At 59.9% G+C, this 26,695-nt stretch carries 25 protein-coding genes, 1 tRNA gene and 1 pseudogene; 15 read left to right on the forward strand and 12 right to left on the reverse strand.

Going from position 1 to position 26,695, the window contains the following annotated elements; all coding sequences use genetic code 11:
• The first annotated feature begins 178 nt into the window (after positions 1-178).
• Complete coding sequence (locus tag AO064_RS22220) at positions 179-799, forward strand: methyl-accepting chemotaxis protein (protein ID WP_244159547.1); 621 nt, start codon at positions 179-181, stop codon at positions 797-799.
• A 115-nt stretch (positions 800-914) separates the two neighbouring features.
• Here AO064_RS22220 and AO064_RS22225 read toward each other — a convergent pair whose 3' ends face one another.
• Positions 915-1,724 (reverse strand): AraC family transcriptional regulator, encoded by an 810-nt coding sequence (locus AO064_RS22225; RefSeq protein ID WP_012722081.1) that lies wholly within the window; start codon positions 1,722-1,724, stop codon positions 915-917.
• Positions 1,725-1,874: 150 nt separating this feature from the next.
• Between AO064_RS22225 and AO064_RS30765 the strand changes: the two are divergent.
• A pseudogene (locus tag AO064_RS30765) lies at positions 1,875-1,955 on the forward strand (lysine transporter LysE); the annotation flags it as partial.
• Between the two features lie 43 nt (positions 1,956-1,998).
• The gene (ddlA, locus tag AO064_RS22230) at positions 1,999-3,093 is read left to right on the forward strand and encodes a D-alanine--D-alanine ligase (RefSeq protein WP_064054682.1); all 1,095 of its coding nucleotides are present in this window, start codon (positions 1,999-2,001) and stop codon (positions 3,091-3,093) included.
• A 153-nt stretch (positions 3,094-3,246) separates the two neighbouring features.
• Here ddlA and ggt read toward each other — a convergent pair whose 3' ends face one another.
• Positions 3,247-5,076, reverse strand: coding sequence for a gamma-glutamyltransferase (gene ggt, locus AO064_RS22235; protein ID WP_064054683.1), 1,830 nt, complete (start codon positions 5,074-5,076; stop codon positions 3,247-3,249).
• A gap of 208 nt (positions 5,077-5,284) precedes the next feature.
• Here ggt and AO064_RS22240 point away from each other — a divergent pair, with 208 nt between their 5' ends.
• Positions 5,285-9,610 (forward strand): AvrE-family type 3 secretion system effector, encoded by a 4,326-nt coding sequence (locus AO064_RS22240; RefSeq protein ID WP_064054684.1) that lies wholly within the window; start codon positions 5,285-5,287, stop codon positions 9,608-9,610.
• Between the two features lie 84 nt (positions 9,611-9,694).
• Here the strand turns inward: AO064_RS22240 and AO064_RS22245 are convergent.
• A tRNA-Met gene (locus tag AO064_RS22245) sits at positions 9,695-9,771 on the reverse strand.
• 191 nt (positions 9,772-9,962) lie between these two features.
• Positions 9,963-10,514 carry an RNA polymerase sigma factor gene (locus AO064_RS22250; RefSeq protein WP_012722085.1) on the reverse strand — a complete coding sequence of 184 codons (552 nt, stop codon included), beginning with the start codon at positions 10,512-10,514 and terminating at the stop codon, positions 9,963-9,965.
• 263 nt (positions 10,515-10,777) lie between these two features.
• On the opposite strand from AO064_RS22250, the gene sctW reads away from it, so the two are divergent.
• Genes sctW through sctU form a run of 11 tightly spaced genes read left to right on the forward strand, consistent with a single transcriptional unit; the run spans position 10,778 to position 20,915 of the window.
• Complete coding sequence (sctW, locus tag AO064_RS22255) at positions 10,778-11,842, forward strand: type III secretion system gatekeeper subunit SctW (protein ID WP_064054685.1); 1,065 nt, start codon at positions 10,778-10,780, stop codon at positions 11,840-11,842.
• Positions 11,839-13,932 (forward strand): type III secretion system export apparatus subunit SctV, encoded by a 2,094-nt coding sequence (gene sctV, locus AO064_RS22260; protein WP_064054686.1) that lies wholly within the window; start codon positions 11,839-11,841, stop codon positions 13,930-13,932. The genes sctW and sctV overlap by 4 nt, the downstream gene beginning before the upstream one ends.
• Before the next feature lie 34 nt (positions 13,933-13,966).
• Entirely contained in the window at positions 13,967-14,866 is a 900-nt protein-coding gene (locus tag AO064_RS22265; RefSeq protein WP_064054941.1) for an FHA domain-containing protein, read from the forward strand.
• On the forward strand, positions 14,863-16,221 hold the full coding sequence (locus AO064_RS22270) for a FliI/YscN family ATPase (RefSeq protein WP_046034128.1): 1,359 nt from the start codon (positions 14,863-14,865) through the stop codon (positions 16,219-16,221). Before AO064_RS22265 ends, AO064_RS22270 begins: the two co-directional genes overlap by 4 nt.
• On the forward strand, positions 16,208-16,636 hold the full coding sequence (gene sctO / locus AO064_RS22275) for a type III secretion system stalk subunit SctO (RefSeq protein ID WP_064054687.1): 429 nt from the start codon (positions 16,208-16,210) through the stop codon (positions 16,634-16,636). The genes AO064_RS22270 and sctO overlap by 14 nt, the downstream gene beginning before the upstream one ends.
• Positions 16,633-17,091, forward strand: coding sequence for a type III secretion system HrpP C-terminal domain-containing protein (locus tag AO064_RS22280; protein WP_064054688.1), 459 nt, complete (start codon positions 16,633-16,635; stop codon positions 17,089-17,091). The genes sctO and AO064_RS22280 overlap by 4 nt, the downstream gene beginning before the upstream one ends.
• Positions 17,088-18,101 (forward strand): FliM/FliN family flagellar motor switch protein, encoded by a 1,014-nt coding sequence (locus tag AO064_RS22285; RefSeq protein WP_046034125.1) that lies wholly within the window; start codon positions 17,088-17,090, stop codon positions 18,099-18,101. Before AO064_RS22280 ends, AO064_RS22285 begins: the two co-directional genes overlap by 4 nt.
• Entirely contained in the window at positions 18,098-18,751 is a 654-nt protein-coding gene (gene sctR, locus AO064_RS22290) for a type III secretion system export apparatus subunit SctR (protein WP_064054689.1), read from the forward strand. The genes AO064_RS22285 and sctR overlap by 4 nt, the downstream gene beginning before the upstream one ends.
• A gap of 7 nt (positions 18,752-18,758) precedes the next feature.
• A complete protein-coding gene (gene sctS / locus AO064_RS22295) occupies positions 18,759-19,022 on the forward strand; it encodes a type III secretion system export apparatus subunit SctS (protein WP_012722090.1) in 264 nt (87 codons plus the stop codon).
• A gap of 10 nt (positions 19,023-19,032) precedes the next feature.
• Positions 19,033-19,821, forward strand: a complete 789-nt coding sequence (gene sctT / locus AO064_RS22300; protein ID WP_064054690.1) for a type III secretion system export apparatus subunit SctT — start codon at positions 19,033-19,035, stop codon at positions 19,819-19,821.
• Complete coding sequence (gene sctU, locus AO064_RS22305; RefSeq protein WP_064054691.1) at positions 19,818-20,915, forward strand: type III secretion system export apparatus subunit SctU; 1,098 nt, start codon at positions 19,818-19,820, stop codon at positions 20,913-20,915. The genes sctT and sctU overlap by 4 nt, the downstream gene beginning before the upstream one ends.
• On the opposite strand, the gene AO064_RS22310 is transcribed toward sctU, so the two are convergent.
• The 8 genes from AO064_RS22310 to sctJ form a co-directional block, all read right to left on the reverse strand.
• Positions 20,916-21,266 carry a hypothetical protein gene (locus AO064_RS22310; protein WP_012722093.1) on the reverse strand — a complete coding sequence of 117 codons (351 nt, stop codon included), beginning with the start codon at positions 21,264-21,266 and terminating at the stop codon, positions 20,916-20,918.
• 11 nt (positions 21,267-21,277) lie between these two features.
• A complete protein-coding gene (gene hrpT / locus AO064_RS22315; protein ID WP_012722094.1) occupies positions 21,278-21,481 on the reverse strand; it encodes an HrpT family type III secretion system protein in 204 nt (67 codons plus the stop codon).
• Complete coding sequence (sctC, locus tag AO064_RS22320; protein WP_064054692.1) at positions 21,478-23,622, reverse strand: type III secretion system outer membrane ring subunit SctC; 2,145 nt, start codon at positions 23,620-23,622, stop codon at positions 21,478-21,480. The genes hrpT and sctC overlap by 4 nt, the downstream gene beginning before the upstream one ends.
• A gap of 14 nt (positions 23,623-23,636) precedes the next feature.
• Positions 23,637-24,029 (reverse strand): hypothetical protein, encoded by a 393-nt coding sequence (locus tag AO064_RS22325; protein WP_064054693.1) that lies wholly within the window; start codon positions 24,027-24,029, stop codon positions 23,637-23,639.
• A gap of 1 nt (position 24,030) precedes the next feature.
• Complete coding sequence (locus tag AO064_RS22330) at positions 24,031-24,240, reverse strand: hypothetical protein (protein ID WP_064054694.1); 210 nt, start codon at positions 24,238-24,240, stop codon at positions 24,031-24,033.
• Positions 24,241-24,328: 88 nt separating this feature from the next.
• Positions 24,329-24,922: a type III secretion system stator protein SctL gene (sctL, locus tag AO064_RS22335; RefSeq protein ID WP_064054695.1), complete on the reverse strand. Its 594-nt coding sequence runs from the start codon at positions 24,920-24,922 to the stop codon at positions 24,329-24,331.
• An 11-nt stretch (positions 24,923-24,933) separates the two neighbouring features.
• Entirely contained in the window at positions 24,934-25,350 is a 417-nt protein-coding gene (locus AO064_RS22340) for a type III secretion protein (protein ID WP_231807460.1), read from the reverse strand.
• A 145-nt stretch (positions 25,351-25,495) separates the two neighbouring features.
• Complete coding sequence (gene sctJ / locus AO064_RS22345; RefSeq protein ID WP_064054697.1) at positions 25,496-26,296, reverse strand: type III secretion system inner membrane ring lipoprotein SctJ; 801 nt, start codon at positions 26,294-26,296, stop codon at positions 25,496-25,498.
• Positions 26,297-26,695: the final 399 nt, after the last annotated feature.

The raw sequence follows: 26,695 nt of genomic DNA on the forward strand, positions 1-26,695 counted from the left end.
GGGGGCGGGGCTCAAGCCCTCTTAAGAAAATCCTGGAAGCGCCGATGCAGGTCAGATTCATCTCCCCCCATTTGGTCATCGGTGCCCCATGTTTAACACCCGTTTGAAGCAGGAGCTGTCGGCTCTTCGCGAAGAATTGTCCAGCTTGGATCAGGTCAAGGAGAGCCTGGAAAGTGAAATGCTGTGCCTGACGCTGGACGCCAATGACCGGCTGTACAAAGTGGTCAAGTTCGCCACGGTGATCACCGACCAGGTCAACCAGGAACAGGCGGTCGCCGAAGCGGCGAGCATTGCCTACAGCACCTCGCAGCAAACCGACAATAGCGCCCAGCGTGGTACCACTGTGGTGACCCAGGCCGTGGATGTGATGCGCGACCTGGCCAGGCACATGCAACAGGCCGGCGACGGCATCGAGGCGCTGAACGCTCAGTCTCAAGTGATCGGCAGCATCGTCAAGACCATCAGCGGTATTGCCGAGCAGACCAACCTGCTGGCGCTCAACGCTGCCATCGAAGCGGCGCGCGCCGGTGAGCAGGGCCGTGGTTTTGCGGTGGTGGCCGATGAAGTGCGGCAGCTGGCATCGCGGACCAGCAAGGCGACCGAAGAGATCGTCGGCGTGGTACGTCAGAACCAGGACATGGCCCGTGAGGCGGTGGCCCTGATGACCGACGGCCGCCTGCAAGCCGAGCAAGGCCTGGCCCTGGCCGCCGAAGCGGGCACGGTGATCGTGGAAATCCAGGACGGCGCCCAAAAGGTGGTCAGCGCAGTCGGGCAGTTTGCCAACCAACTGTCCACCTGACCCGTGGGGCGCTTGCTTGAGGTTGCGTAGGTTTTTTCCGCGCCGAAAGCCGCCTGCGCTGTTGTGCTCCTGATGCCCTGCGCAGCCCACACTGAGCGCATTTCCCGTCGGGATTTCAGCGCCCGAGCATCTTCACCCAACGCGACGGCGGCATGCCGTAGGTGCTGCGAAATTGCCGGGTCATGTGGCTTTGGTCGGTGAAGCCGGCGGTCAACGCCGCGTCCACCAGCGATTGGCCCTGGGCGAGCAGGCTGCGCACCAGGTCCAAGCGGCGCATGGTCAGGTAGCGGTAGGGGCTGGTGCCGAACAGCAAGCGAAAATCCCGTGACAAGGCCCAGCGGTCGCGGCCGGCGTGGTCGGCCATTTCATCCAGGGTGATGCTGCGGCCCAAGGCGCTGTGGATAAATTCCCTGGCGCGTTCGGCGGCGACGTAATCGAAGGCCTTGCGGCTGACGATCCCACCCGAGACGTTGCTGAGCGCGTGGGCCAGGTCGAACAGGGCGTCCTGCTCCTGCAACGGGTCGAGAGGGTTATCCAGGTTCTGCAGCAGCACTTCGCTGGCACGAAACAGCCTGGGGTCCGTGGAGAGGCCACTGGGGATAAACGGCAACGGCTTGCCGCCGAGGATCTGCTGGATCAGCGACGGCTCTACGTAAATCATCCGGTACTTGAAGCCCTCGTCACTGCCGGCGTGACCATCGTGGGTTTCATCGGGGTGCAGCACCATGGTCATGCCGGGCAGGCTGTGGATCATGTCGCCGCGATAGTGAAAGCTTTGCACGCCAGTCAAGGTCCGCCCGATGGCGTAGGTGTCATGGCGATGCGGGTCGAAGGCGAAACCGGCAAAGTACGCCTCGATACGGTCCAGGCCACTGGCATGCGGGGCGCGGTGCAGCCAGTCGAGGGTGGCGGTGGGTTTGCCCATGGTGACTTGTCACAAAAAAGAGGTGGGAACACGTTAACTGAGTCTGCACCCCTTGTCTGCCGGGGTCTTGTACGATTGTGCAGGGCGGGGGCGGGGCCCATGATCGCCGTTCCTGCCTTGTGCTGATGGAGCTGCCGCCCATGGAATTCCTCAACACCGCGCAATTGGCTCGACCGCTTTGCCGGCGGTTGCTACGTGCTGTTCGGTGCACATTTGGTAGCGAATCGCTGACGGCCCGTGGTAAGAAGCCTTACTTTCAACAGTGAGGCCGATCATGAGCAAGGTGCGGGTAGGTATTATTTTTGGTGGCCGTTCGGCGGAGCATGAAGTCTCGTTGCAATCGGCGCGCAATATTGTCGATGCACTCGACCGTACGCGCTTCGAGCCGGTGCTGATCGGTATCGACAAGGCCGGCCACTGGCACCTCAACGACACCTCGAACTTCCTGCTCAACCAGGAAAATCCGGCCCTGATTGCGCTCAACCAGTCCAATCGCGAACTGGCGGTAGTGCCCGGCAAGGCCAGCCAGCAACTGGTGGAAACCTCAGGCACGGGCCTGTTGGAACATGTCGATGTGATCTTCCCCATCGTCCACGGCACCCTCGGCGAAGACGGCTGCCTGCAAGGGCTGTTGCGCATGGCTGACCTGCCTTTCGTCGGCTCCGACGTACTTGGCTCGGCGGTGTGCATGGACAAGGACATCAGCAAGCGCTTGCTGCGCGATGCCGGCATTACCGTCACCCCGTTTATCACGCTGACCCGCAGCAATGCCGCGCGCACGTCCTTCGATACGGCGGTGAACACGCTCGGCCTGCCGATGTTCGTCAAACCGGCCAACCAAGGTTCGTCTGTAGGCGTGAGTAAAGTCGGCACCGAAGCCGAGTACCACGCTGCCGTTGAACTGGCCCTGGGCTTTGATGAAAAAGTGTTGGTTGAGTCCGCCGTAAAGGGCCGTGAAATCGAATGCGCCGTGTTGGGCAATGAGCACCCCATCGCCAGCGGGTGTGGTGAGATCGTGGTGAGCAGCGGTTTCTATTCCTACGACAGCAAATATATCGACGACCAGGCCGCCCAAGTGGTGGTGCCGGCCGCTATCAGCCATGACGCCAGCGAGCGCATTCGTGGACTGGCCATTGAGGCGTTCGAGGTGCTGGGCTGTTCCGGTTTGGCGCGGGTCGACGTGTTTCTCACCGACGACGGCAACGTGCTGATCAACGAAATCAACTCACTGCCCGGCTTCACCCGTATCAGCATGTACCCCAAACTGTGGCAGGCAGCGGGCATGAGCTACAGCGAACTGGTGAGCCGCTTGATCGAGCTGGCGCTGGAACGGCATGCGGGGCGCAAGGGGTTGAAGATCAGTCGCTGACCCACCCCGGGCCTTGTAGTGAGCGGGCTTGCCCCGCGCTGGGCTGCGAAGCAGCCCTAAAACCATCCACCTCAAATTTTCCTGACCCACCTCAGCGGTCCTCCTAGGGGCTGCTTCGCGCCCCAGCGCGGGGCAAGCCCGCTCACTACATGCTCAGTCGCCGACTGCTTCGCCTTCACGTCTAGGGTCGGCGCCGCCGCTCAGCGACACCTTGCCTTGGGCATCCCGCGTGCGGACGATGGCCTGTATGCCACTGGTCATATCGATCTCGCTGAGCATATGGCCCTTGTCCTTGAGTGCCTGCTTCAACGCTGGGCTGAACATACCGGTTTCCAGCTCGGTCGCACCGTTGCGACTGCCGAAATTGGGCAGGCTGATCGCGGCCTGGGGGTCGAGTTTCCAGTCGAGCATTGCCACCAGGGACTTACTCACGTACTCGATGATTTGCGAGCCGCCGGGCGAGCCTACCGTGGCCAGTAATTCGCCGCTTTTGCGGTCGAACACCAGGGTCGGTGCCATGGCCGAACGCGGGCGCTTACCGGGCTCCACACGGTTGGCAACAGGTTGGCCGTCCTCTTCGGGGATGAACGAAAAGTCAGTCATCTGGTTGTTGAGCAAAAAGCCCTGGACCATGACGTGGGAGCCAAACGCTGCTTCCACCGTCGTGGTCATCGAGACGGCCCCGCCCTGGTCGTCCACCGCCACCACTTGCGACGTGGAGATGCGCAGCGGCGAACGGTCCGGCGCGTACGCCACCTGGATGCCTTCAGGCGTGCCCGGCTTGGCGATGCCCATGCTGCGCTCGCTGATCAAGGCGGCCCGTTTGGCCAGGTAGTCCGGGGCGACCAGGCCTGCGATGGGCACCGGGACAAAGTCCGAGTCCGCCATATAAAGCGCGCGATCAGCGAAGGCCAGGCGACCGGCTTCGGCGAGCAGGTGCACGGCTTCGGGTGTGGGTTCCAGGCCTGCGGGTGATGGGCTTTTCACGGGTTGCATCGCGGCGATGGCCAGGCTTGGATCCTGGGCTTGCAGTGCTTGCAAGGTACCCAGGATTTGCGCGATGGCGACCCCGCCCGAGGACGGTGGTGGCATGCCACAGACTTTCCATTGCTGGTAGTCAGTACACAGCGGCGTGCGTTCCTTGGCGGTGTAGCCCTTCAGATCCGCCACGGACAGGCTGCCCGCATTGCGATGACGCTGCACCTTGCTGGCGATCTCCTCAGCGATCGAACCGTGGTACAGCGCGTCCGGTCCTTCCTTGGCGATGCGTTTGAACACCTCGGCCAACGCCGGGTTTTTCAACAGCGTACCGGTAGCTTTCGGCGTGCCGTCGGCATTCAAAAAGTACGCCGCCATTTCTGGCGATTGCGCGATGTAGCGGTCGGCCGCGATCAAACTGTGCAGGCGTGCAGAGATCGCGAAGCCGTTTTCCGACAGCCGGATTGCCGGTTCGAACAGCTTGGCCCATTGCAACTGGCCCGTCTTCTTGTGTGCCATCTCGAGTGCACGTAGTACCCCAGGCGTACCGACTGAGCGCCCGCCCACCTGTGCGTCGGGAAACGCCATCGGCTTGCCGTCGGCCTTCAGGAACAACCGCTCGGTCGCCCCGGCCGGTGCGGTTTCACGGCCGTCATACGCATGCACGCTTTTGCCGTCCCACAGCATGATGAACGCGCCGCCGCCGATGCCGGATGATTGCGGCTCTACCAGCGTCAGCACCGCCTGCATCGCAATCGCCGCATCAATCGCCGAACCGCCCTGGCGCAACATCTCGCGCCCTGCCTCGGCGGCCAGGGGGTTGGCCGCTGCTGCCATATGGCGCTCGGCGTGTTGGGCCGTCAGGTCGGTGCGATAGCCGGAACCCAGCTCGGGTGCCGGCGGCTGTTCGTTGACGGGGGAATGGCAGGCAGTGAGCACGAGGGCTGCGGCAATCACTGACAGTTGACGGCGGGAAATTGAAAACACGCGCTGAACTCCGTTCATTTTGAGAATGATCTGTTGTCCTTGGGGACTGCGTTTTACCGGTAAATCGTGCCGTGCGGGTTGGCTCCGTGTGGCGGGAAATCACCCGCGTACAGGTGAACGGTCTGTTCGAGTGCATGAAGCTGCCGTCGTGATTAGTCACACGTGGAACCAAACAAAGCCGGGGCCCACTAGACAGCTGTGATTGATTTCGTTCGGGAGCACTACCATGCACATAGAACTCGACCCTCTTAAGAAATTACAGCACGACCTTAGCAAGTTTTTGCCGAGGTGGAGCCAGGAGTCCCACCCGCGCAGCCCCCCGCCATTGTTGCCGAACATGTCGCTGAACCACTATCGAACGCTGCAACCGACCTCGATGCAGTTCGATGTCGGTCTCAAAGACGGGAAGGTACAGGCTGATACGACCCTGGCAGGGCGTGATATCGCCCATCACCTCAACCAACCGAATAAACAGTATGTGACCGACGGTCCTTCTGCCGCTGGCAGCCAGACCTTGCGGATGAAGGATGAGCGCCAGTATCTGTTCCATATTCAGTCCACGCCGGCGGTTGCTGCGGTGTTCAAAAGCAGTCTTCCTGATGCTTCCGGCGGTGCCGTCGATAGCCCCGGTCGTGCTCATATCGGGAGTGTCAGCGCTGTTCAAACGACTGTAGAGGGCCAGCAGTTCCGTCTGGAGGGCAGGCGACTGTTTCGCTTTGAACCCCTCACGTTGTCCTGGACGCCCGACACGGATGCCCGTGCATTCAGCCGTATTGGCCTGACGAAAGAAGGGCAGTTGCTGAAGACCCCCGAGGGGTTTGCAGACAGCAGCGCGCAAGGGCGCATGACGGCGCTGCTGAGTCAGTCCCCGCAGGGTTCGTGCGTGCATCTTCAGGGCGTTGGCGAGCAGGTCCTGCACCCCGTCGATGAGACAGGATTGCCTGTGCAGCTCACGCGTATTGGGGTGTCGGGAAGCACGTTGTACGGCGCTACCTCGGACGGTGAATGCGTCTTTGCAGACCTGCGCACGGCGCAGGGTCACGCGCTGCCGATGGTCCCGCAACCGGTCGACTCGCTGGAGCGGGCGTTGAAGGGGGCCGTCAGTGTGGAAGGGTTCTTTCATGATGACGCGGGGCAACTCAATGCCCAGGTTCGCGACGCACGCCAGCAATTGCACAGCGTCCCCTTGAGTGATGGCAACGCACTCAGCCCGCAATGGAACCTCAGCGATGTGTTGGTCAAGGGGATCGAAAAAGGTCTGCCGCTGCCCAGCCTGCAGGCGCTGGCGGCGGCGGTTGATCTCGGGCAACGGGGCAAGGTTGCGCTGGATGCCGGCAGTCTGCTGACGTGGGATGACGCGGCCCAACGCTGGGAAAACGCGGCCCAACCGGATCTCGAGCATCTGGAGCGGGGGCTGGATGGTCGCGCCTATGTACTGCAAGACGGGCAGTTGAAAGCGGTGGCCATCAGTAAAGTGCGCGACCCGTTGATTGAAGGGGCCAGCCATGATCTGGCGGCTCTTCCTGCGCCGCGCCCGCACGTCTCCCTGGACGAGGTACTCGCGGGGGATAGCCACCGGCGCGTGACGGGATTCGCCGTGGCGGATGGCCGTAATTTTGTCACCGTGGACCAGGATAACCAGCTTCAGGTCCATCAAGACGGGGTCTCCAGGCCGTTGCCCCTGTCCCCGCCGATTGACATAAAGACACTGGCGTTGGATCACGAGGGCAATCTTTATGCGCACACCCGGGGTGGCGAGTTGTTCAAGGCGTATCATCAAGCCTGGCAAGGCAATACCGCGATTGCGCAAAGTTGGCGCAAGGTTGAACTCCCGGATCGACAACCTTTGGAGTCGCTGCGGATGGGCGCCGATAAGCACTTGGTGGGTGGGTGGAATAAGCAGTTCCACCGACTGGATACGGCCACCGCCAGTGCGATGGAGTGGGGCCCGGTGTTATCGACCACCCCGGCACCGTCACTGGCCGATAAGTTGGCGGGCATGCCGGTGCGTGCACCGTTTTCCGGCGGTGCGCTGACGGTAAGCAGCAACGTCATGGGGCAAACGCGGGAGGGCATGCCGCTCAAGCGCGATTTTTTCCAAGGGGTCAAGGCGCACTTCCACCCTTTGCAATCGCTCAGCCAAATGGGTAGGGATATACAGCAACACTTCAAAGGCCGGCGAGGGCTGGAGCCGGTCTATGCGGACGGTAAACGCTTGCACGACCAGCTGCAGCCCCTGGCCCAGAGCAAGCCGGTGCCAACGGATCTGGAAGCGCGGCTCACGGCTCTGAGCGGGCCGGGGCCGCGGCAGGCACTGGCCGGGCAGATCCGCGACGCACTGACTACGGTCGAACACAGCAGCCAGTCCAGCGCACGCCGCTTGGGGGATACACACGGGGTCGCGTTTGACCCTCGGCCCACATTGAGCAGGGCGACGATTAACCCTGGTTCAACGCTGCATCAGCTGTATGAGGCGTTCAAGCGGGTCTCTCCGTCGGCGGAAAAGTCGACCGCTGTGATGTTGGCCAACTTTGAGGGACAGAACCTTGCGCTTCCCGCTTGGCAGCCAGGACGCAAGCGCGACCTGGACCATCCCTCGGCACTTATCGAGGGCGACCTGATTCATCATGCGAACACGCTCAAGCAATTGGCGGACCTGGCTCAAGCGCTTGACGGTACGTCAGGTCATAGCCCAACTGCCCTGGCGCGTATTGAAACGTCGCTGAACGACATCATGCAGGCGTTTAAAGACAGCCCTGTACACACAATGGCCAGTCAGGGTATCGCCAGTTACGGTCAAGCGGAGTCGCTGTACGGCAACTTCAAATTGTTGGCCAAGGACCTTGGAACACCAGGATCGGCTCTTCACTGGCATCTCTCGGGCCTGTTGGGGACGCCCTCCGATGCGTCCATCAAGGAGGCAATGACCCAGCAGGTACAGCAACTGGGCAGTGGCCAGGCACTTGCGCCTAGCCGCACCCAAGGTAAAAGCCTGGGGTTGATGGTGACGGGGATAAAGCCGGTGGCATCCGTGGAGTTTTTTTTGGGAGCCTCCAAGGCTCACACCCACGGCGTGAGTATCAGCCGTACCGACAAAGGTGCTCGGGTTGAGATCAGTGCGGACGATATGCGGCGACTGGCCGGTTCGGTGGGCTGGGGGCAGACGCTAGGCACCAGGCCGGGGCCGGTGGGGCCTGGTTTCAGGGTCGCTGGTGAACTGACCGCGGCGGTGGCCAAGACCACCGGGGCGAGCATCGAATTTGACGTCAAGGAGGCAGATTTTGGCAAGATGATGTCGATCCTGACCGGCGAGCAGGGCACGGTCTACGACTTGCTGGCGCTGGGTGACGCGCACGCTGCCGGCACGAGTTCGAAGCTCAGTGGTGATGTAAGCCTGGACGCGCTCGCGCAATTACGCCTGATGTACAGCCCAGAGGAAAACATCGCCGAGCTGGACTCAGTGATTCGCGCCGGCATCGGTTGGGTGGGCAACCTCAATCTCGCGCATGCGGACAAGAGTCAGTCCACCACGCACACCGCAACGGGCGCCAGCCAAGCGACGTCAACCAGTGCGCAACTACTCAGGCAGGGCGGCGTGGGGGCCAATTTCGCGCCGGTCAATGTATTGGCGTTAGGCAGTCTCGAAAGCGGCGGGCCGAGCGTGGTTGGGTTTGCGTTGCCGGAGCTCTCGGTCATGGTGAAGTTTGATCGCGGGGAATCGCAGGCCTTCAGCTTTTCTTTCAAGCATCCGGAGCCGGTCACTCAGTCGCAAATTGATGACCTCAAACGCAGCGTCTCGGCCTATTCGTCGACCTTCAAGCATGATTTGGCGGGCATTGATCAGCCGGGCACTACAGTGGATCAACAGTTGGCTACAGTGCAGCGATTTCTCGCGGCCCATCCGCCCCTGGCGACCAAGCCGGACGCTTACCATGCCATCAGCCAGTCGCTGGATAAGTTGATGACCCAGCAAGACCTGGTGAAAAACGGGCTGCGCCAACTGGCGTCGGTCGAGTCCTCCGTTACACGCGTGGGGCTACGCGACGATGGGCGTCATGCCTGGCTGGATGATGTGGCGCCGGCCAATAAAACGGCCATTGAACAGTGGTTAAAGGACGACCCTCAGCTTGCCCGGGTGATCAATCAATTGCAGCACGGTGAGGGCACCTCGGTGAAGCTCGGCATGGAGCTCAAGCCGCAGGTCCTGCGAACGATAGAGCGTCGCCATCTTGCCGGTGACAATACCGAGCCGCTGATCCGGCAGGCCTTGAGTGATCGTCGCAACCTGCGGGTTAAAAGCATGAGCCTGAGCTACACCGCCACCCAGTCCCATGGCATGTCCATACCCGCTGGGGCGAATCTCAGCTTTTCCAGCAGTGCCGGCTTGAGTTACACCCAGAAGCGTGTGAATGCTGACCTTGAATACGGAGTGGACCTCGATAAACCGTTGCGAATGAACCTGAACGATACGCTGGACCGCTTGCCCAGGCATGACCTGACCATTGACTTGGCAGACCAGCGCGTGAGGACACAAAAACCAGCAGTGATCTGAATCGCCTCCTCTCTACGGCGGCCCCGGTACTTTTCGCGAGGCATAAAAAAACGGCTTACCTTTCGGTAAGCCGTTTTTAGTACTTGGTGGCTACACAGGGACTTGAACCCCGGACCCCAGCATTATGAATGCTATGCTCTAACCAACTGAGCTATGTAGCCAAGTGGCGCGCATTATTCGCGTAGAACGGGAATGCGTCAAGTATTTATTTTGAGTTTTTATCTGCGCTTTCAACTGTTTAAGCGAAATCACGGGTTCGGACGACGAGTGGTTCGCGATTCACCCTGTCGCGTACCAGAAAAGCCTGATCGCGTTGGGCAGATATCCCTGCCGCCCAACGCGTGGCCTGACGTTAAGGAGACTTCGGGTTTTGAGTGGCGCGTTTGAGCTGTTCGCGCGCCCTTGATAGGCGCGAGCGAACGGTGCCGATAGGAATGTCTAGTGCGTCAGCGGTGTCCTGGTAGCTGCCGTCGGTTTCCAGTGAGGCGTAGAGCGTCTTGCGCATTTCGATTGGCAGGTGGTCGATGGCACTCAGGGTTTTTTCCAGGCGCCGATTGATTTCAAACTCCCAATCCAGGTTGTGGTTATCCTCTTGCCCATGCCAGAGCGACTCGTCAAATTCGCAATGCACCGGCTTGGCGTACAGGCGCCTGAAGTGGTTGCGTATGAGGTTTTGCGCGATGCCGCACATCCACGTGCTGAGCGTGGCATTCCCGCTGAAGCGCTCGCGGTTGCGCCAGGCTTCCAGGTAGGTCAATTGCAGAAGATCGTCTGCATCTTCGGGGTTGAGTACGCGTTTGTGAATGAAACGGCGAAGTTTTTTTTGCTGGTCGTCTGTCAGGTGATGCATGAATTGAGGCGAGCTGCCAACGAGGTGCGCTAAGGCTTCAATAGGGATATTCATGGTTTTTTCCTTGGTGTAGACGCAGTCGAAAGGGTGTCGACGGGAACCCCTTTTGCACTGGCTGTGCCAAAGAAAATTTTTTATTAACGTATTGATTTATATAAATAAATATCTTGTATTGATGCGATTTTGTGCAGCGCCTTGCATAGACCATTGAAGGCTTGTGCAAGTCTTTTCAAAATGGCCGTGCAATCGTCTATTGATGGAACCGCATGGTCGGGTCTTGCCACACAGGGAAACACTCTTCCTGTTCGGGCCTGTCCATGAAAGTTGAATTTCCCCCCGATGTGCAACCGGTCCAACAGCTGGATCAGCCTGCTGTCATCCACACCTCCGTTCCTGCGCCCGTCAAGGGCATGGATGAACTCGCTTTTCTGTTCAACCAGGAAGTGGACACTAACAGTCGCACGTTGGGTGAGAGGAAGATTGGCGTGCGCGTGCTCCCATCCGAGCAGCTTGCGCATATCTATGATCAGTTGGGCCATCCAGCCCAGGCGACCCTGGCAAGTTTTTCACGTCGCATCCGCTGGCAATTGCTGCAGCAACCGAATATCGACAAATTGCTGGAACTCGCGGGCGGGGACCCGGCACGCGCGTTTGTGGTGCTCAAGTATGTGGCGGCCCAGGCGGACACCGAGGTGCGCCCGTCGGAAGCGGCGTTGGCGCGTGATGCGATTGCCAAGTTGGAGGTCCGTTACAAAGGGGAAATCCAGGCGGGCCTGAACATTGCCGTGGCGTTGCAGGCGGCCTCTGTCGACCCTCAGGAGCGCCAGGCGCTACGTACGCTCTACTATGCCAGTGTGGTCACACGTCAATCATTGGCGACGATGATGCATGCGCTGCTGGGCGTGTACGGCGGCGACCGGTTTGCCGACGGGCTGAAGGTGATGCGAAAGGCCTTGGCGGACGATATCGCGGCCAAGGTGTCGTCAATGCCGACACCTCTGTTGCGTACTTTGCTACTGGGCCTGCAAAGCTGTGGGCAGTTGAGCGGGGTGCTGGCGGGGTGTCACGCGCTGCTTCAGCGCCTGGGCATCGATCATGACGCTGTGGGTCTGCTGCAGCGCCTGTTGGGTTTCGCCGGCAGCGGCATTTCGACTGCCGAAATCCTAAGGTTTAGGGATGATTTTGGTGGGGCGTCGGAACGCCAGAAATTGTTGTCTCTGAATGCGCTTTACCCCTTGGTCCAGCAATTGCCATTGGCGTTGTGGCTCGATAGCCGAGTACGTGAAGAAACCCTGCGTGGCTTCCTGGCAGTGATGGGAGAAATGGAGCGGATTGCGCGTGGCCCCGCACGTTTTCCCGATGAGCTGGGGCCCCTGGCGTGACTGCGCTTTCGGCCATCAACCGGTTTTTGCTCAAGGTAGCGCAGCGCGCCGAAGTGCTGGGCGCCGTGGTGGTGATGGCCATCGTATTCATCTTCATCGTGCCGCTGCCTACCTGGCTGGTGGACATTCTGATTGCGCTCAATATCTGTATCTCGTGCCTGTTGATTGTATTGGCGCTGTACCTGCCGGGCCCCCTGGCATTCTCGTCGTTCCCCTCGATTCTGCTGTTGACCACCATGTTTCGCCTGGCGCTGTCGATTGCGACAACGCGCCTGATCCTGTTGGAACAGGACGCCGGTGACATCGTCGAGGCCTTTGGCAATTTCGTGGTCGGCGGCAACCTGGCGGTGGGGATGGTGATCTTTCTGATCCTGACCCTGGTCAACTTCCTGGTGATCACCAAAGGCTCGGAGCGGGTGGCCGAAGTGGCGGCGCGTTTCAGCCTGGATGCGATGCCCGGCAAGCAGATGTCCATCGACAGCGACTTGCGCGCCGGTTTGATTGACGGCATGCAAGCCAGGGATAAGCGGGAGCAGTTGTCCCGTGAGAGCCAGTTGTTCGGTGCCATGGACGGGGCGATGAAGTTCGTCAAGGGCGACGCTATCGCGGGCTTGATCATCGTCGTGGTCAACCTGTTGGGCGGTTTCTCCACGGGCATGTTCCAGCACGGTTTGAGCGCCGCCGACTCGATGGCGCTGTACTCGGTGCTGACCATTGGTGACGGCCTGATTGCGCAGATCCCGGCGCTGCTGATCTCCCTCACTGCCGGCATGATCATCACCCGTGTGGCGCCGGATGGGCGCAAGGGCGTCAGCAATATAGGGGCCGAAATTGCCCGGCAGATGACCAGCGAACCCAAGAGCTGGATGATCGCTTCGGTAGGGATGCTTGCCTTTGCCGCAGTACCCGGCATGCCTACCGGGGTGTTTATCCTGATAGCGCTGATCACCGGCAGCTTGGGGTATTACCTGGCGCGTCAGCGCCAGCGGCAAGAGCAGCCGGAAGCTGAAGTCGCCGACGTGGTGCGTCCCGAAGAGAACGGTCGTGAGGACTTGCGTGGGTTTGATCCATCGAGGCCCTACCTGTTGCAGTTCTCCCCGGCGCTGCGGGGGACGCCTGAGGTGGCTGATCTTGTGCACTCGATTCGCCAGGCGCGAAATGCGCTGGTCGCGAACATTGGCCTGACACTGCCACCGTTCGAGGTGGAACTTGATGACTCGCTGGCCGACGAGGAAATGCGCTTCTGTGTGCATGAGGTACCGATGGTCAAGGCGTCGGTGGTCAACCTCGTGGCGGTTGAGCGTAAGGCGCTGACGGTTGAGCCTGAACACGGCATACCGGGGCTGGCAGAGCGCGATGAACAGCATTGGGTCTGGTTACCGCTGGGCGATCCGCTGCTCGATGATCCGCAGTTGGAGCACTTCACCGCCGCGAGCCTGATTGTTGAGCGCATGAAGCAGGCCATGATGCTCAGCGGGCCGCAGTTCCTGGGAATCCAGGAGAGCAAGTCAATCCTCAGTTGGCTGGAGCACAACCAGCCGGAATTGGTCCAGGAGCTGCAGCGGATCATGCCGCTGTCACGTTTTTCGGCGGTGTTGCAACGCCTGGCCAGCGAGGGTGTGCCGTTGCGCGCGGTGCGGCTGATTGTCGAGTCGCTGATCGAGTACGGTCAGCATGAGCGTGAACCGGACGCGTTGGCCGACTATGCGCGCATTGCGCTCAAGGCGCAGATCTACCATCAGTACAGCGAAGCCGACGGCCTGCATGCCTGGTTACTGTCGCCGCAGGCGGAAAACATCCTGCGTGAAGCTCTACGCCAGACCCAGACCGGGGTGTTCTTTGCACTCGACGACGAACACAGCGCGGCGTTGGTCAACTTGCTCAATCAAGCCTTTTCGGTGCGCCCCAAACTCAAGAGCGTGATGCTCGTCGCGCAGGACTTGCGCAGCCCTTTGCGTACGTTGTTGCTGGAAGAATTCAACCACGTACCGGTGCTGTCTTTCGCCGAGCTGGGCAGTACCTCCAAGGTCAAAGTGCTGGGGCGCTTCGACCTTGGCCAGGACGAGTTGATGCGCGGGGCGGTGGCATGAGCGCTGGACGATGTCCCGCAGGGAGGGCGCGATGATGTTTGAGTTGCGAGTGCTCGATGGGCTGCATCAGGGCGCTGCGTTGCCCTTGTTTGGGGAGCAGTGGAGCATCGGTGCCCACGTCGATGCTGACCTGGTGCTGAACGATCCGGGTATCGCCGAGCACCATGCGTGGCTGAGATTCATCGACTCGAACTGGTCAGTGCAGGCCGAGGCAGGACTGTTGCATGGGGCTGATGGTCAGTTACTGGCACAGATCGCACGCTTGGCGCCGAACGTCACATTTTCGGTGGGAGGCGTGCGGCTGTGTGTCACCTCGGCCGATCAACCCTGGCCCCAGGCGCCGGCCCCTGCACCGGTAGCGTCGCCCCAGGTCAATGACCCGGCGCGGGTACTTAAGTTATCGACCATCACGCACTCGCAGCAAAAACGCCTGATTACCTTGGTATTGGTGGTGACGGTCATCTTCATCGTGGTGGGCATGGCGTCCACGGGTGAGCCTGAGGCCCAGGCTTCTTTGATGCCGCCGGTTGTTCAGAAACAGGAACTGGCCTCGCCGTTCGAAGTGCGCCAACAGTTGTTGAAGATGCTCGGCGAGCGTGAACTGAGCCAGCGCGTGAATTTGCAGGTCATCAATGGGCAGGTCGCGCTCAGTGGGGATGTCTCACAGGATGATGTCGAACTGGTCGCGCGCATGCTCAACCGTTTTGGCGAGCAATTTGACAGCGCGGTGCCGGTGATCAGCCGTGTGCGCGTACGGGATGGGGCGTTGCCGTTCAAGATTGTGCAGATCGTGGGTGGGCCCAATGGCCATGTGGTCCTGGAGGAGGGCAGTCGGCTGTTTGTCGGGGATGAAGTGGATGGCCTGCGCCTGGTGCTGATCGACAACAGCAAAGTGGTTTTTGACGGCGTACAGCGTTATGAGGTGCGCTGGTGAACGCGCAACTGCAAGCGCGTCTTGACGCCTGGCAGCAGCGCCAGGCCCAGTCGCTGGCGACCTTCGCGCCCGTGACGATGCGGGGCCGCATCCAGCGCGTAAATGGCATGTTGTTGCAGTGTCGACTCCCCCAGGCGCGTATCGGTGATTTATGCCGTGTGGAGAAAAAGCCGGGCGACTACATGCTCGCAGAGATCATTGGTTTCGATCAGCAGGATGCTGTGCTCAGTGCGCTGGGCAACCTGGAAGGGGTCCAGGTGGGCGCCGGCGTCGAGCGCCTCGGGGTCGCGCATCGGGTGCAGGTCAGCGAGGCACTGCTGGGCCAGGTGCTGGATGGTTTCGGGCGGCCGATCTCGGGCGAAGGTCCCGGTGCGTTTGTCGAGGCCGACTTGCCGGACACCAGCGCAGTGTTGTGTGAGGCACCGTTGCCCACCGAGCGGCCACGGATCCACCGCGCGCTGGCCACTGGGGTGCGTTCCATCGATGGCCTGTTGACGCTGGGAGAAGGCCAGCGCGTGGGCCTGTTCGCCGGGGCCGGTTGCGGCAAGACCACCCTGTTGGCCGAGATCGCCCGTAACGTGGAGTGTGACGTCATCGTGTTCGGCCTGATCGGCGAGCGGGGGCGCGAGCTGCGTGAGTTTCTCGACCATGAGCTGGATGAGCAACTGCGTTCCAAAGCGGTGCTGGTGTGTGCCACCTCCGATCGTTCCAGCATGGAACGAGCGCGTGCCGCGTTCACGGCGACGGCGTTGGCTGAGGGTTATCGGCGCAAGGGCCTGCGCGTGTTGCTGCTGATCGACTCCCTGACCCGTTTCGCCAGGGCCCAGCGCGAAATCGGCCTGGCCGCCGGCGAGCCCCTGGGCCGTGGGGGGCTGCCGCCGTCGGTGTACAGCCTGTTGCCGCGGTTGGTTGAACGCGCCGGGTTGACCCGTGACGGCGTGATCACGGCGATCTACACCGTGCTGATCGAGCAGGACTCAATGAACGACCCGGTGGCCGATGAAGTGCGCTCGCTGCTCGACGGCCATATCGTGCTGTCCCGTAAGTTGGCCGAGCGTGGGCACTATCCCGCGGTGGATGTGCTGGCGAGCCTGTCGCGGATTTTGAGCAACGTCGCCCAGCCCGAGGATATTCAGGCGGGTACGGCGTTGCGACGTTTGTTGTCGGCCTATCAGCAGATCGAGCTGATGCTCAAGCTGGGGGAATACCAGCCAGGGAGTGATGCCTTGACCGACCTGGCTGTGGACAGTCGCCAGGCTGTCGATGGTTTCTTGCGCCAGGACTTGCGTGAGCCTGCACCGATGGCGGCGACGCTTGCGCAACTCAAGGAGCTGACCACCTATGTCCCATTCTGATGTGCTGCTCAGTGAAGTGGAGACGCTAAGGCGCCTGCGCCGGCACCGTGCGGATCGGGCCGAGCGCGCCCTGCGTGAGGCTAAGCGTGCCCAGCAGGCCCTGCTTGCGAATATCCAGCAGGCCCAGGATGCGCTTGAACACACTCGGCAAGAGGAGGCCCTGCAAAGTGCTCGGTTGCTCAGCCAGCACCAGGGGCAGGTACTGACCTTGAAAGCCCTGAGGTCCTGGGGCGGCCAGGAGCGTTCCTTGTCTGCCAATACCCGGCGGGACATGGGGCAGTTGGAGGCCTTGCAGGGGCGGCGCGAAGAGAAGCAAACCCGCGTCGGCACAGCCCAGAAACAGGTCACTGAATGCCTGCGGCAGGTGGAAAAACTTCAGGAGCTATCCCTTTTATTGGCGCAGGAGCCGACATGACCCAGGTTTCAGATAAACCCGCTGAACGTCCACGCCGACGTGATCCGCGAGAGGAGCGAGAACCCGGGGGCGCAGGTGGGGTGCCTGCGGAGCTGACGCGGTTGTTTGCCCAGTGTTGGGTCGCTGACGATGAGGGCTCAGGGGCGCAGGCGTCCCTGTTCGGAACCCGGGCGTCGGGCGATGTTGTCATGATCGGGGCGCTTGCCGAGCAACTGGCGCCGCGTCTGCAGGCCGCGCCCCAGTGGCCGCTCAAGGCGGTCTTGTACTTGCCCCGCCTGGGGCGGATCAACGCCAGTGTGCGCCGTGAACAAGGTGCCTGGAGTATCGACCTGGAGGCGGAGGAAGCTGCGACGGCGCGTTGGTTAAGCGGCGTGCGGCAACAGTGTGAGGATCGGTTTGCGGCCACGCTGGGTCAGCCGGTCAGCCTGCATCTGCCCACTGTCGGCTGCGCATGATAGTGCCGCTGCTGACAGTGCCTTTGGTTAAGAGCAGCACGGTTGCCGCGCGACGTCGACTGGGCCGTGGCCTGAGCCTGGCGTTTCAGGTGGCCGGGCAGGGTGGCCAGTTGCGGCTCGAGCCTGGGCGTGCCCCCGCAAGAGGCGAAGCGGTGTGCTTCGAAACGGTGTGTGGCGTGCTGGCGCTCGCCGAAGCCGGTCCGTTGCTCAGCCTGCTGGGCGAGTGCCCTGTGACGTTGGCCCCCTCCGGCAACGATCCGGATTCCTGGTTCTGGGAGCTGTTCCAGCTTCACCTGAGTCCTCAGGTGCGAGCCTTGTTGGGCTATGTGCGATTGCTGGAGACCGACCGACCCAAGGCGTTTGGCTGCCGACTCAGTGTGACCCTGGGGCAAACCCGGGTCGAGGGGTATGTGTGGCTGAGCCCCGAGAGTTTCCTGGCGTTGTGCGATGCCGGCCCGTGGCGTGGCCGCGCCGGGCCGATGCCCGCGTCGTTTCGACTGGCTATCGCGGTGACCCTTGGGCGTTTGCAGTTACCGATCGCGCAAGCACGCAGCCTGCGGGTCGGTGATGTGCTGGTGCTTGAGCAGAGCTTTTTTCTAGCCCAGGGCAATGGCTACGTACAGGTTGGCACACACCGATTGCATGGGTGCATTGACGATGACAGTGGGCCGTTGTGCCTGACCCTTACTTCAATCGAGGAGACGTCTGTGGACGAAGAATTCATAGCCCCCCACTACGCCGGGGAAGAAGACGATGAACCCGTGACGGACGTATTCGGTCACGAGCCATTCGATGAACTGAGCATGGCGCTGAACGTACGCTGCGGCACGTTGAACCTCACCCTGGGCGAGTTGCGCAACCTCGCGCCGGGCGCGGTGCTGGGCATTGCCGGTTACGCACCGGGCATGGCGGGCCTCTATTACGGTGATCGGCCTATTGGCCAGGGACAGTTGGTGGAAGTCGACGGGCGCCTGGGTTTGCAGTTGTCGCGCGTGATGTTCGGTCGATGATACTGCAAGGGTTGGACCCCTTAGTCCTGGCGGTATTTTTGGCGGCATTGTCGTTGATGCCCATGCTGTTGGTCGTCTGTACGGCGTTCTTGAAGATCGTGATTGTGCTGATGATCACCCGCAACGCCATCGGCGTGCAGCAGGTGCCGCCGAGCATGGCTATCAATGGCATCGCGCTTGCGACCACGCTATTTATCATGGCGCCGGTAGGGTATGAAATTGCCGAGAGCGTCAAAGCTTCGCCTCTTGACCTGAGTAACGTGCAAACGCTGCTGCAGACGGCAAATGAAGCCATCAAACCGTTGCGTGCCTTCATGCTGCGCAACATCGACCCGGATGTGCTGACGCACCTGCTGGAAAACACTGCACGCCTGTGGCCCGCGCAAATGGCCCAGGAGGTGCAACGCGAAGACCTGATCCTGCTGATCCCGGCGTTCGTGCTGTCGCAACTGCAGGCGGGGTTCGAGATAGGCTTCCTGATCTACATCCCCTTCATCGTCATCGATTTGATTGTCTCCAACCTGCTGCTGGCGCTGGGCATGCAAATGGTCTCGCCGATGACCATTTCCCTGCCCCTCAAACTGCTGTTGTTCGTGATGGTGTCCGGCTGGTCGCGTTTGCTCGACAGCCTGTTCCTTTCCTATCTATGAGGGGCTTATGGAACCAATCGTACTGTTCAAGCAGGGCATGTTGCTGGTGGTGGTGCTGTCGGCACCGCCTTTGTTGGTGGCGGTGGTGGTAGGCGTGATGACGTCGCTGGTCCAGGCACTGATGCAGGTGCAGGACCAGACGCTACCCTTCGGCATCAAGCTGGTGGCGGTGGGGATCACACTGATCATGACCGGCCGCTGGATAGGCGTGGAGTTGATCCAACTGATCAACCTGACCTTTGACATGATCGGCCGCTCGGCCCTGAACTGAGGGCCTGCCCGTGCTGCTCTATCTCGAGTATTTGCCCAGCCTGGTGATCGGCATGGCGCGGATCTACCCCTGCGGCATCCTGGTGGCGGCGTTCTGTTTCCAGCATATAAGGGGCATGCCGCGCCATACCCTCGTGATGGTCTTGGCATTGATGCCTGCGCCGGGTATCTATGCGGCGTTGGCAGGCCAGGATTACTCCGCGATTCTATTGGGGGCGCTGGTGCTCAAGGAGGTGGCCTTGGGGGTTCTATTGGGCGTGCTGCTGGCGATGCCGTTCTGGATGTTCGAGTCAGTGGGGGCGCTGCTGGATAACCAACGCGGCGCTTTGGCTGGCGGCCAGCTCAACCCCTCGTTGGGGCCGGATGCGACGCCGATTGGACACTTGTTCAAGCAACTGGCGATTTTCCTGCTGATGGTGAGCCTGGGGTTGGGCACGCTGACTCAGGTGATCTGGGACAGCTACCTGATCTGGCCTCCCACCGCATGGTTCCCGCTGCCGGCGGCGAATGGCATGAACGTGTTCATCGACCTGTTGGGTGACACCTTCACGCACATGTTGCTCTACGCCGCGCCCTTTATCGCGGTCTTGCTGTTGCTGGAGTTCGGCATCGCGCTGCTGGGGGTCTACAGCCAACAGTTACAAGTCAGTACGCTGGCACCACCGGTCAAGAGTCTGGCGGGGATCGGTATTCTCTTGCTCTACTTTGCGCTGTTGCAGGACCTGATCGTCGGGCGCATGGGGCTGTTGGGCGATCTTAAACATTCACTGAGGTTGTTGATCAAGGTCGCCATCCCATGAGCGATTCCGGCGAAAAAAAGCACCCCGCGTCAGCCAAGAAACTGCGTGACCAGCGCAAGAAAGGCCAGGTCGCCCAAAGCCAGGACGTTGCAAAGCTGCTGGCATTGACGGCCATCAGCGAGATCGCCTTGTTCACCGCCGAGACCAGCCTGCAACGTTTCCAGCAACTGATGCTACTGCCGTTGTCACGCCTGACCCAGCCCTTTACGCGAGCGCTGGAAGAAGTGCTGTTTGAGGGGATGACCGTGTTTTTTTCGTTCGCCCTGTTGATGGTCGGGGTGGCGATTACCACGAAGCTGATCAGCAGTTGGATGCAGTTCGGGTTGCTGTTCGCTCCCGAGACGCTGAAGCTGGATTTCAATCGCCTCAACCCTATCAGCCAAGTCAAGCAGATGTTCTCTGCCCAGCAGTTGATGAACCTGCTGATGAGCGTTGCGAAGGCCTGCCTGATTGCTTCGATTCTGTATGGGGTGATCTGGCCCTCATTGGGCACGCTGATCAACCTGGCCACCAGCGATCTGCAAAGTTACATCCTGGCGTTGATTGCGCTGTTTCGTCACTTGCTGCATGTCTGCCTCGGTATGCTGCTGGTGCTGGCGCTTATCGACCTGATCATGGTGAGGCACTTTTTCGCCAAGCGCATGCGCATGACCCAGGTGGAGGTGGTCAAGGAGTACAAGGACATGGAGGGTGACCCCCACGTCAAAGGGCAGCGGCGTTCGCTGGCGTATCAATTGGCCCAGGAAGAGCCCAAGGTCAAGCTGCCCAAGCTGGAGGAGTCCGACATGCTGGTGGTCAACCCGACGCACTTTGCTGTCGCCCTGTATTACCGCCCCGGTAAAACGCCGCTGCCGATGCTGGTGAGCAAAGGCACCGACGATGAAGCGCGCACATTGATCCGCCGCGCCAAGGCGGCCGATGTGCCGGTGATCCAATGCGTATGGCTGGCGCGCACGCTCTACACGAAAAAGCTGGGCGCAAGCATCCCGCGCGAGACCTTGCGGGCCGTGGCGCTGATCTACCGCACCTTGCGCGAGCTTGATGATGAGGCTAAGCGCGAAACCCTGGAATTGCCGGAGCTTGAACGGCGCTGATCAGCGGATCGAGCTGGTATCCAAGGCTTGCAGGCCGGCCAGTGACAGCATCCGGCTGAGGATCTTGTCGAGCGCGCTGTTGGAGGCAGGCAGTGCGTGCCAGATCACCAGGGCGTACTGGGCGTCGAGGTAAACAAAACACCCATCGAACGCCAGCGCGTGCTCACAGCGAAGCTCCAATACCCGCTGCAATTGCCCGGTCTGCAGCGCTTCGCGAGCGACTTGCAGGGCGAGTCCCGGGCGATCTCCAGCGTGCAGTGCGCTTACCTTGATACCGGGCGCGAGCGGCAGGTGAGCAGCAGTGCCGCTCACCAGGTTGTCCAGAAATACCTTGCGTTGATCGTCGGGCATTTACGAGGACCTCACCGTTCCAGCGATACCGTCTGGTAATCCGCACGTTCGCCGGCGGGGCCCGGCTCAACGCGCATTTGCGGCGGCCACCAGATCACCATCTTGTCCTTGGTCGATTGTGGGCGTGAGCACGAATCGCCCTTACAAGTGGGGGTGCAGCCGGCGACGAGCAGTGCAGCGCCGATCAGCATGACGCACAGTACAGGGTGTTTCATGGCGTGGCCTTCTGAGTGGGAGTGATCAAGGAGGGGCGGGGCACACTGAGGTGTTCATCCTTCACCACGGGGCGCATGGCAATAAACACCTCGGCTTCTTCACCCGGTTTGAGCCAGGCACGCGGCCATACGGTGACTGCCAGGGTCTGCGAGTTGCTGCATTCCTTTTCATCGATACGCACATTGCGTTTGAACTGGTTGCGCAGTACCACCACCGCCACGTTGTAGTCCGGACCGGCGTACCACTGGCTGCGCTCGGTATTCAGCGCCAGCAAGTCACGCGTGCTGCACAAGGTGTTCAGCCCCAGCGGCATCGGCGCGGCGTTGAACGCTTTGGGCACTTCCCCACTGACCAGGCGGGCCAGCGTCGTGATGATGTCACTGCGTTTGATCACCGGCTGATGCGGCGAATAGCGCCTGGCCAGTGGTGTGAGGGCCGCTTGTAACTCAGCCTGGTCGTCCTGTGGCAAGTAGCGCGACGGGTCGTCCTGGTCGCCGATGACGCGCGGGGTGAGGATGAATAGGCGTTCACGGCGATTGTTGTGGCGTTCTGTCGAAGAGAACAGCGCCTTGCCCAGCAACGGAATATCCCCCAGCAGCGGAATCTTCTTTTGCTGGTCGGAACTGTCTGTGACATGGAAGCCACCCACTACCAGCGAACGCTTCTCCCGCATCACGGCCTGGGTGCTGACCTTGCCCCGGCGAACGTCGGGGTGATTGGGGTCTCGCTCGGGATTGGTTTCGTCGAAATTACCGTCTTCGATATCGACGACCAAATGGATCTGGTGAACGCCGCGGCCCGTCGTTACCCGGGGAACCACTTGGAGGCTGGTGCCCACCGTGACAGGCAAAATGGTTGCGTAATCTCTGCCGGGGGAGATGTATTGGGTGCGGTTGAAGTCGATCACCGCCGGCTGGTTTTCCAGGGTGAGCACCGAAGGGTTGGAGACCATGGTTGCCAGGCCCTTGGCCTCCAGTGCGCGGATGTCGGCGTAAAAACGATCACGGTTTTCAATCGACACCTGCGACGAGGTGCCTGGTGCCATGTTGACGCCTCCGCGGAAGCGACTGTTCTGGAAACCCCAGTTCACCCCGAATTCACGCAATTGCGTACGTTCGATATCGAGAATGATTGCGTCGATTTCGATCAACTTGCGCGCGACGTCGAGTTGAGTGATCAGGTCGCGGTACATGGCCTGGCGTTCCGGCAGGTCATAGATCAGCACAGCGTTATTGCGCACATCGGCTTCGACGCGGATCCGGCTCTTGGAGACCGGGGCGCGTGGCGTGACTGTCGGACCCGTGTCCAATTGTCCTGCGTTGCCATTTGCACCGAGCATTTGGCCCAGTAACGGATTGCCCAGCCGAGGTACATTGGGGGTTAGAGGGGACGGCTGGGATGAATCGGGTTGGCTCATCCCCGTTAGCGTCGAGGCTGAGCGGGGCTCCAAGAGTCCCCGCAAAATGTTCGCGACGCCGGGGACAATGAGCTTTTCACCGCGGTAGTCCACTTTGCGGTCTGCGGCATTGGCGAACTTGAGTGGGAAGCTGAGCACGCTCTGTTTTTCATCCGCCGAGCGGCGTTTGCTGCTGAACTGTTTGATCTGTTCGATGTAGGTTTTGGGGCCGGAGACCAGTACGACACCGTCTTCAGGCAATTCGCCCCAGCCGAAACGGCTATCAAGCAGGCCGATATCGGTCAGCGCTTGCTTGAGGTCGGAAATAGTTTCCGAGGAGACTTCCAGGCGCGCGGATTCCTGCTGGTCCAACGTGCTGATGAACAGGGTGTTGTTGTAGAGGTACCACTGAAAACGGTGCTCAACGCCGAGTCTATCCAGCATGGATTGCGGGGTATTCGCGCGGATCTTGCCGTTGACGTCGCCCTCCAGCAAGCCTTCGATTTGCAGTTGCGTGCCAAAGGTCTGGGCGAAGTCTTCGAGCACTTCACGTAGCGGTTTATGGTCGGCCTCGTAGGCGTAGGCGGTGTTTTTCCATTCTGGGGGGATGGCACCCAAGGTGTTTTCCACTGGCGCCAGCAGGCAGGACAGCAGGAGCATGCTGCTCCAAAGTGTTCGTCTGGATGAAGCACCAGGCGAGTCTTGGCGCAACAAGCCGCGCCGCTTGTGGGTCTTGTTATTCATAGAGAGTTCTCTGGTTAATACGGCAGTGAACGCAGCGAGGTGGGTTTGAGAGGCTGGAGTGGGCGAGCAACGCGCGCGAACGTGGCACGCCATATGTCGCGCTGGTTGAGCAGGGTTTCAAGACAATCGAACACCTGTGCCTCTCCCGGTCCATCGCGCAAGGTTTGAATTAGCCAAAGCTCGCCACTATCGGCTTTTCGCCCCAATGTGCCCGAAAAAAGGTTCATGCTGACGGCGCCCAAGCGCAGCCAACTTTGCAATGTCGTGTTATCTGAAGGCGTCGAGGTCAACTGAACCTCCAGTCGTATGAAGGCCTCCTGACGTTTTAAAGTGATCCTGTCGTCGCCTTCAAATAACGTGAGTTGTTCTGCGCGACTATTCAGCCAAGCACAGGCGAGATCGTTCATCTTATTGGAAGCTTTCAATAGCTGTTTTTAGAGACAGGTGCTCAATCCGAAGATTCTCAGTGAACAGCGCGTTAGTAACTGTCATTCGTTTTGTTAAATCAAAGAATAGCTCAGCATCCTGAACCTCCCCCATCTGGAAAGCGTCATAGTTTTTGAATGCAGAATCGGCAATTTTCAATGCTTGTTGCGAGAGCGTCTTAGGGACGGTCATGATTATTCCTTTTGGGTTCTATTATTGAGATTTAATTGACCAATCAGGTTTGATCGTTGAACGTGATTAACGCATAAACCACACAGCGTCAGATTTCGATTCGAAACTCTTTTCTGTGTTTGAAAAAAGAGGCGAGCATAGAACTCCAGTTAATATGAAAGTCGCCCTCATCGGTTTTCAATATCAGTGTTTGCGGGAGGATCGTCTCGTCTGCATGAAGTTTCCAAACGGTGATCTGTTCAGACGCAAGGCAGTGTCTTATCTCATCAAAATCTTCAGGGTGGCAGAGTAGGATCGCGCTGATCTCGTGGACTTGGTTCGTTAGCAATTGTTTCAGAAGAGCCGCCAGCCTAGTGGGCGCTGCCGTTTCATCCAGCAGGCATCGAATCGCCTCATTGGTGATCGAACTCGCATATTGCTCGAGCTTGTCGCACATCGCTTGACGGTCGTGCTCCCAACGTTTGAGCTGAGCATCAGCGCGTCGCCAGATTTCCAGTGATGCTTGCTCCTGCAACGCTTCGCATTTTTTTTCCGTCAAACACAGCAGCTCCTCCGCCCGGTCATTTGCGTGCCTCAAGAGCTGCTCTGCCTGCTTCCAATTGGCAAGCTCTTCCCGTGGGATCAGGTTGCGAGGCAACCCGGGCTTGTCTTGGGACAACTCGATGGAAAGTCGGCATAACATCACTGATCTCCTTACCTGTGTGAATCAGGGGCTATGGGGTCACCGGGCAAGGACGTTACGCGCCAGACCACTGCCTGCCAGAGCGTATTCAATCGGCTGCTCGCGTTTTCGAGGCAGACGGCACTATTTTCGACTTCACGCGCTCGTTCACGGGGGAAACGCAATCTAAAGCGCTGCCAGGTTGTGAGATCGAGCCATGCATAGAGCAGGTGCAGCGGATCGGCATCGGGTGACAGCATGGCGGGGGGCAGTGCCTTGGACAGGCGTGTGCACCACTGATGGTGACTGTCGCTCAAAGGGAGAGCCGCCTTAGGATTGAAGGTGTCGTAAACCAGTGTCAGCGCCAAGTCGAGTTGTTCATTTGACGCAAGGGCCAGTTGCAGCACGGTCGCGTCGGGTGTGGGGGGTAAACAGGCGTTCACGCCCATAAAATCGCCGGGCACCCACCGCCTGTTCCGATAAAGCGCGTCAACCGCAGGGTACTGGTCGTCCTTCCAGTCTTCATGGGCGTACTTCCAAGGGAATGCCCACCATTGAGCCCAGGCCAAGTGTTCCCTTGCTGAGTGCTCGTTCCTAGGCATCATGAGCTGGGCCGATGGGTTCGCGGGCTACAGATAACTCTTGTATAAATCGCTGACGCCGCCGGTGCAGGAACAGCGTGGCGAACACCGCCGCCGCCGCCCCGAGCAGAGAAACGATTACGCTGTTTCGCCAAAAACTCAGATCCTCGCCGGGCACCAGGAAAGGGCCGAAATACACCAGGCGTTGCTGTTCCTTATAAGTGGTTGCAGGCACGAATATCACGCTGAGTTTTTGCGGATTATCGATTGCCGCGGCCATACCTGGGATGCTGCTTGCTACCATCCTGCGAACGCGTGCGCGGATGTTATCGGGGTCCAGGCGTGGGTCGTGTTTTATAAATACTGAGGCGGATGCGGGCTGGACCGGCTCACCGGGTGCGATGCGTTCCGGCAGTACTACGTGTACTCGGGCGACGATGACACCATCGATGTTTGACAGCGTGGCCTCGAGTTCTTGGGACAAGGCATAGATGTAGCGCGCCCGTTCTTCTAGCGGCGTGGAGATGACGCCTTCCTTTTTAAAGGTATCGCCCAGCGAGGTCCGGGCTACTCGGGGTAGGCCAGCTGCTTCCAACGTGCGTACGGCACGTCCTATGTCGTTTGCATTGACCGAAACGACGACACCATCTTTGGCCGGGATTTTTTGCGCGCGAATATGTTTATCTGCCAGTTCTGCAATGACCTCATTGGCCTCTTGCTCAGAGAGTTGACGATGAAGTTCGACGCGGTCGCTGCAACCGCTAAGCATAAGTGCAGCAGCTAAAAATAATGCAATAGGAATGAAATTATTCATGATGGCTATTGCAAGTTAGATATTTTATCGATGCCTTGAGTGGTCTTCGCAAGGCATTTTACTAAAAGTTGGGATGTGAGTTGGATATTGGACAGTAGGCTAGGAAATGTCCGGAATCGCTCTATGTCCAACTCTTTATTTGTCGACTTCAGTAAGTTCACCATTCTAGTCTTCGAGGTTTTCAAGGGGGTCATGGCGTCTGTAAGTGCGGGAGATAGATAAGATGCACCAGTAGATGCACTCGTCGTTGATGAGCGTTCGAGCAATGATGTGAAAAAACAGGAGTCTCTACTGCAGGTCGGCTGATCTTGGGGTATGTCGGCAGAGTTGAAGCCTGCATTTTTGTTGGGGGAAACGTATTCTTGTATTTTCATAGAATGCCTATTGAAGGGACGTCTG

The organism is Pseudomonas marginalis (genome assembly GCF_001645105.1).
GTDB lineage: Bacteria > Pseudomonadota > Gammaproteobacteria > Pseudomonadales > Pseudomonadaceae > Aquipseudomonas > Aquipseudomonas petroselini.

Coding starts and splice junctions, on each gene's coding strand:
- AO064_RS22220 (WP_244159547.1), top strand. CDS start 179: ATGCTGTGCCTGACGCTGGACGCCAATGACCGGCTGTACAAAGTGGTC.
- AO064_RS22225 (WP_012722081.1), bottom strand. CDS start 1,724: ATGGGCAAACCCACCGCCACCCTCGACTGGCTGCACCGCGCCCCGCAT.
- ddlA (WP_064054682.1), top strand. CDS start 1,999: ATGAGCAAGGTGCGGGTAGGTATTATTTTTGGTGGCCGTTCGGCGGAG.
- ggt (WP_064054683.1), bottom strand. CDS start 5,076: ATGAACGGAGTTCAGCGCGTGTTTTCAATTTCCCGCCGTCAACTGTCA.
- AO064_RS22240 (WP_064054684.1), top strand. CDS start 5,285: ATGCACATAGAACTCGACCCTCTTAAGAAATTACAGCACGACCTTAGC.
- AO064_RS22250 (WP_012722085.1), bottom strand. CDS start 10,514: ATGAATATCCCTATTGAAGCCTTAGCGCACCTCGTTGGCAGCTCGCCT.
- sctW (WP_064054685.1), top strand. CDS start 10,778: ATGAAAGTTGAATTTCCCCCCGATGTGCAACCGGTCCAACAGCTGGAT.
- AO064_RS22265 (WP_064054941.1), top strand. CDS start 13,967: ATGTTTGAGTTGCGAGTGCTCGATGGGCTGCATCAGGGCGCTGCGTTG.
- sctO (WP_064054687.1), top strand. CDS start 16,208: ATGTCCCATTCTGATGTGCTGCTCAGTGAAGTGGAGACGCTAAGGCGC.
- AO064_RS22280 (WP_064054688.1), top strand. CDS start 16,633: ATGACCCAGGTTTCAGATAAACCCGCTGAACGTCCACGCCGACGTGAT.
- AO064_RS22285 (WP_046034125.1), top strand. CDS start 17,088: ATGATAGTGCCGCTGCTGACAGTGCCTTTGGTTAAGAGCAGCACGGTT.
- sctR (WP_064054689.1), top strand. CDS start 18,098: ATGATACTGCAAGGGTTGGACCCCTTAGTCCTGGCGGTATTTTTGGCG.
- sctS (WP_012722090.1), top strand. CDS start 18,759: ATGGAACCAATCGTACTGTTCAAGCAGGGCATGTTGCTGGTGGTGGTG.
- sctU (WP_064054691.1), top strand. CDS start 19,818: ATGAGCGATTCCGGCGAAAAAAAGCACCCCGCGTCAGCCAAGAAACTG.
- AO064_RS22310 (WP_012722093.1), bottom strand. CDS start 21,266: ATGCCCGACGATCAACGCAAGGTATTTCTGGACAACCTGGTGAGCGGC.
- hrpT (WP_012722094.1), bottom strand. CDS start 21,481: ATGAAACACCCTGTACTGTGCGTCATGCTGATCGGCGCTGCACTGCTC.
- sctC (WP_064054692.1), bottom strand. CDS start 23,622: ATGAATAACAAGACCCACAAGCGGCGCGGCTTGTTGCGCCAAGACTCG.
- AO064_RS22325 (WP_064054693.1), bottom strand. CDS start 24,029: ATGAACGATCTCGCCTGTGCTTGGCTGAATAGTCGCGCAGAACAACTC.
- AO064_RS22330 (WP_064054694.1), bottom strand. CDS start 24,240: ATGACCGTCCCTAAGACGCTCTCGCAACAAGCATTGAAAATTGCCGAT.
- sctL (WP_064054695.1), bottom strand. CDS start 24,922: ATGTTATGCCGACTTTCCATCGAGTTGTCCCAAGACAAGCCCGGGTTG.
- AO064_RS22340 (WP_231807460.1), bottom strand. CDS start 25,350: ATGGGCGTGAACGCCTGTTTACCCCCCACACCCGACGCGACCGTGCTG.
- sctJ (WP_064054697.1), bottom strand. CDS start 26,296: ATGAATAATTTCATTCCTATTGCATTATTTTTAGCTGCTGCACTTATG.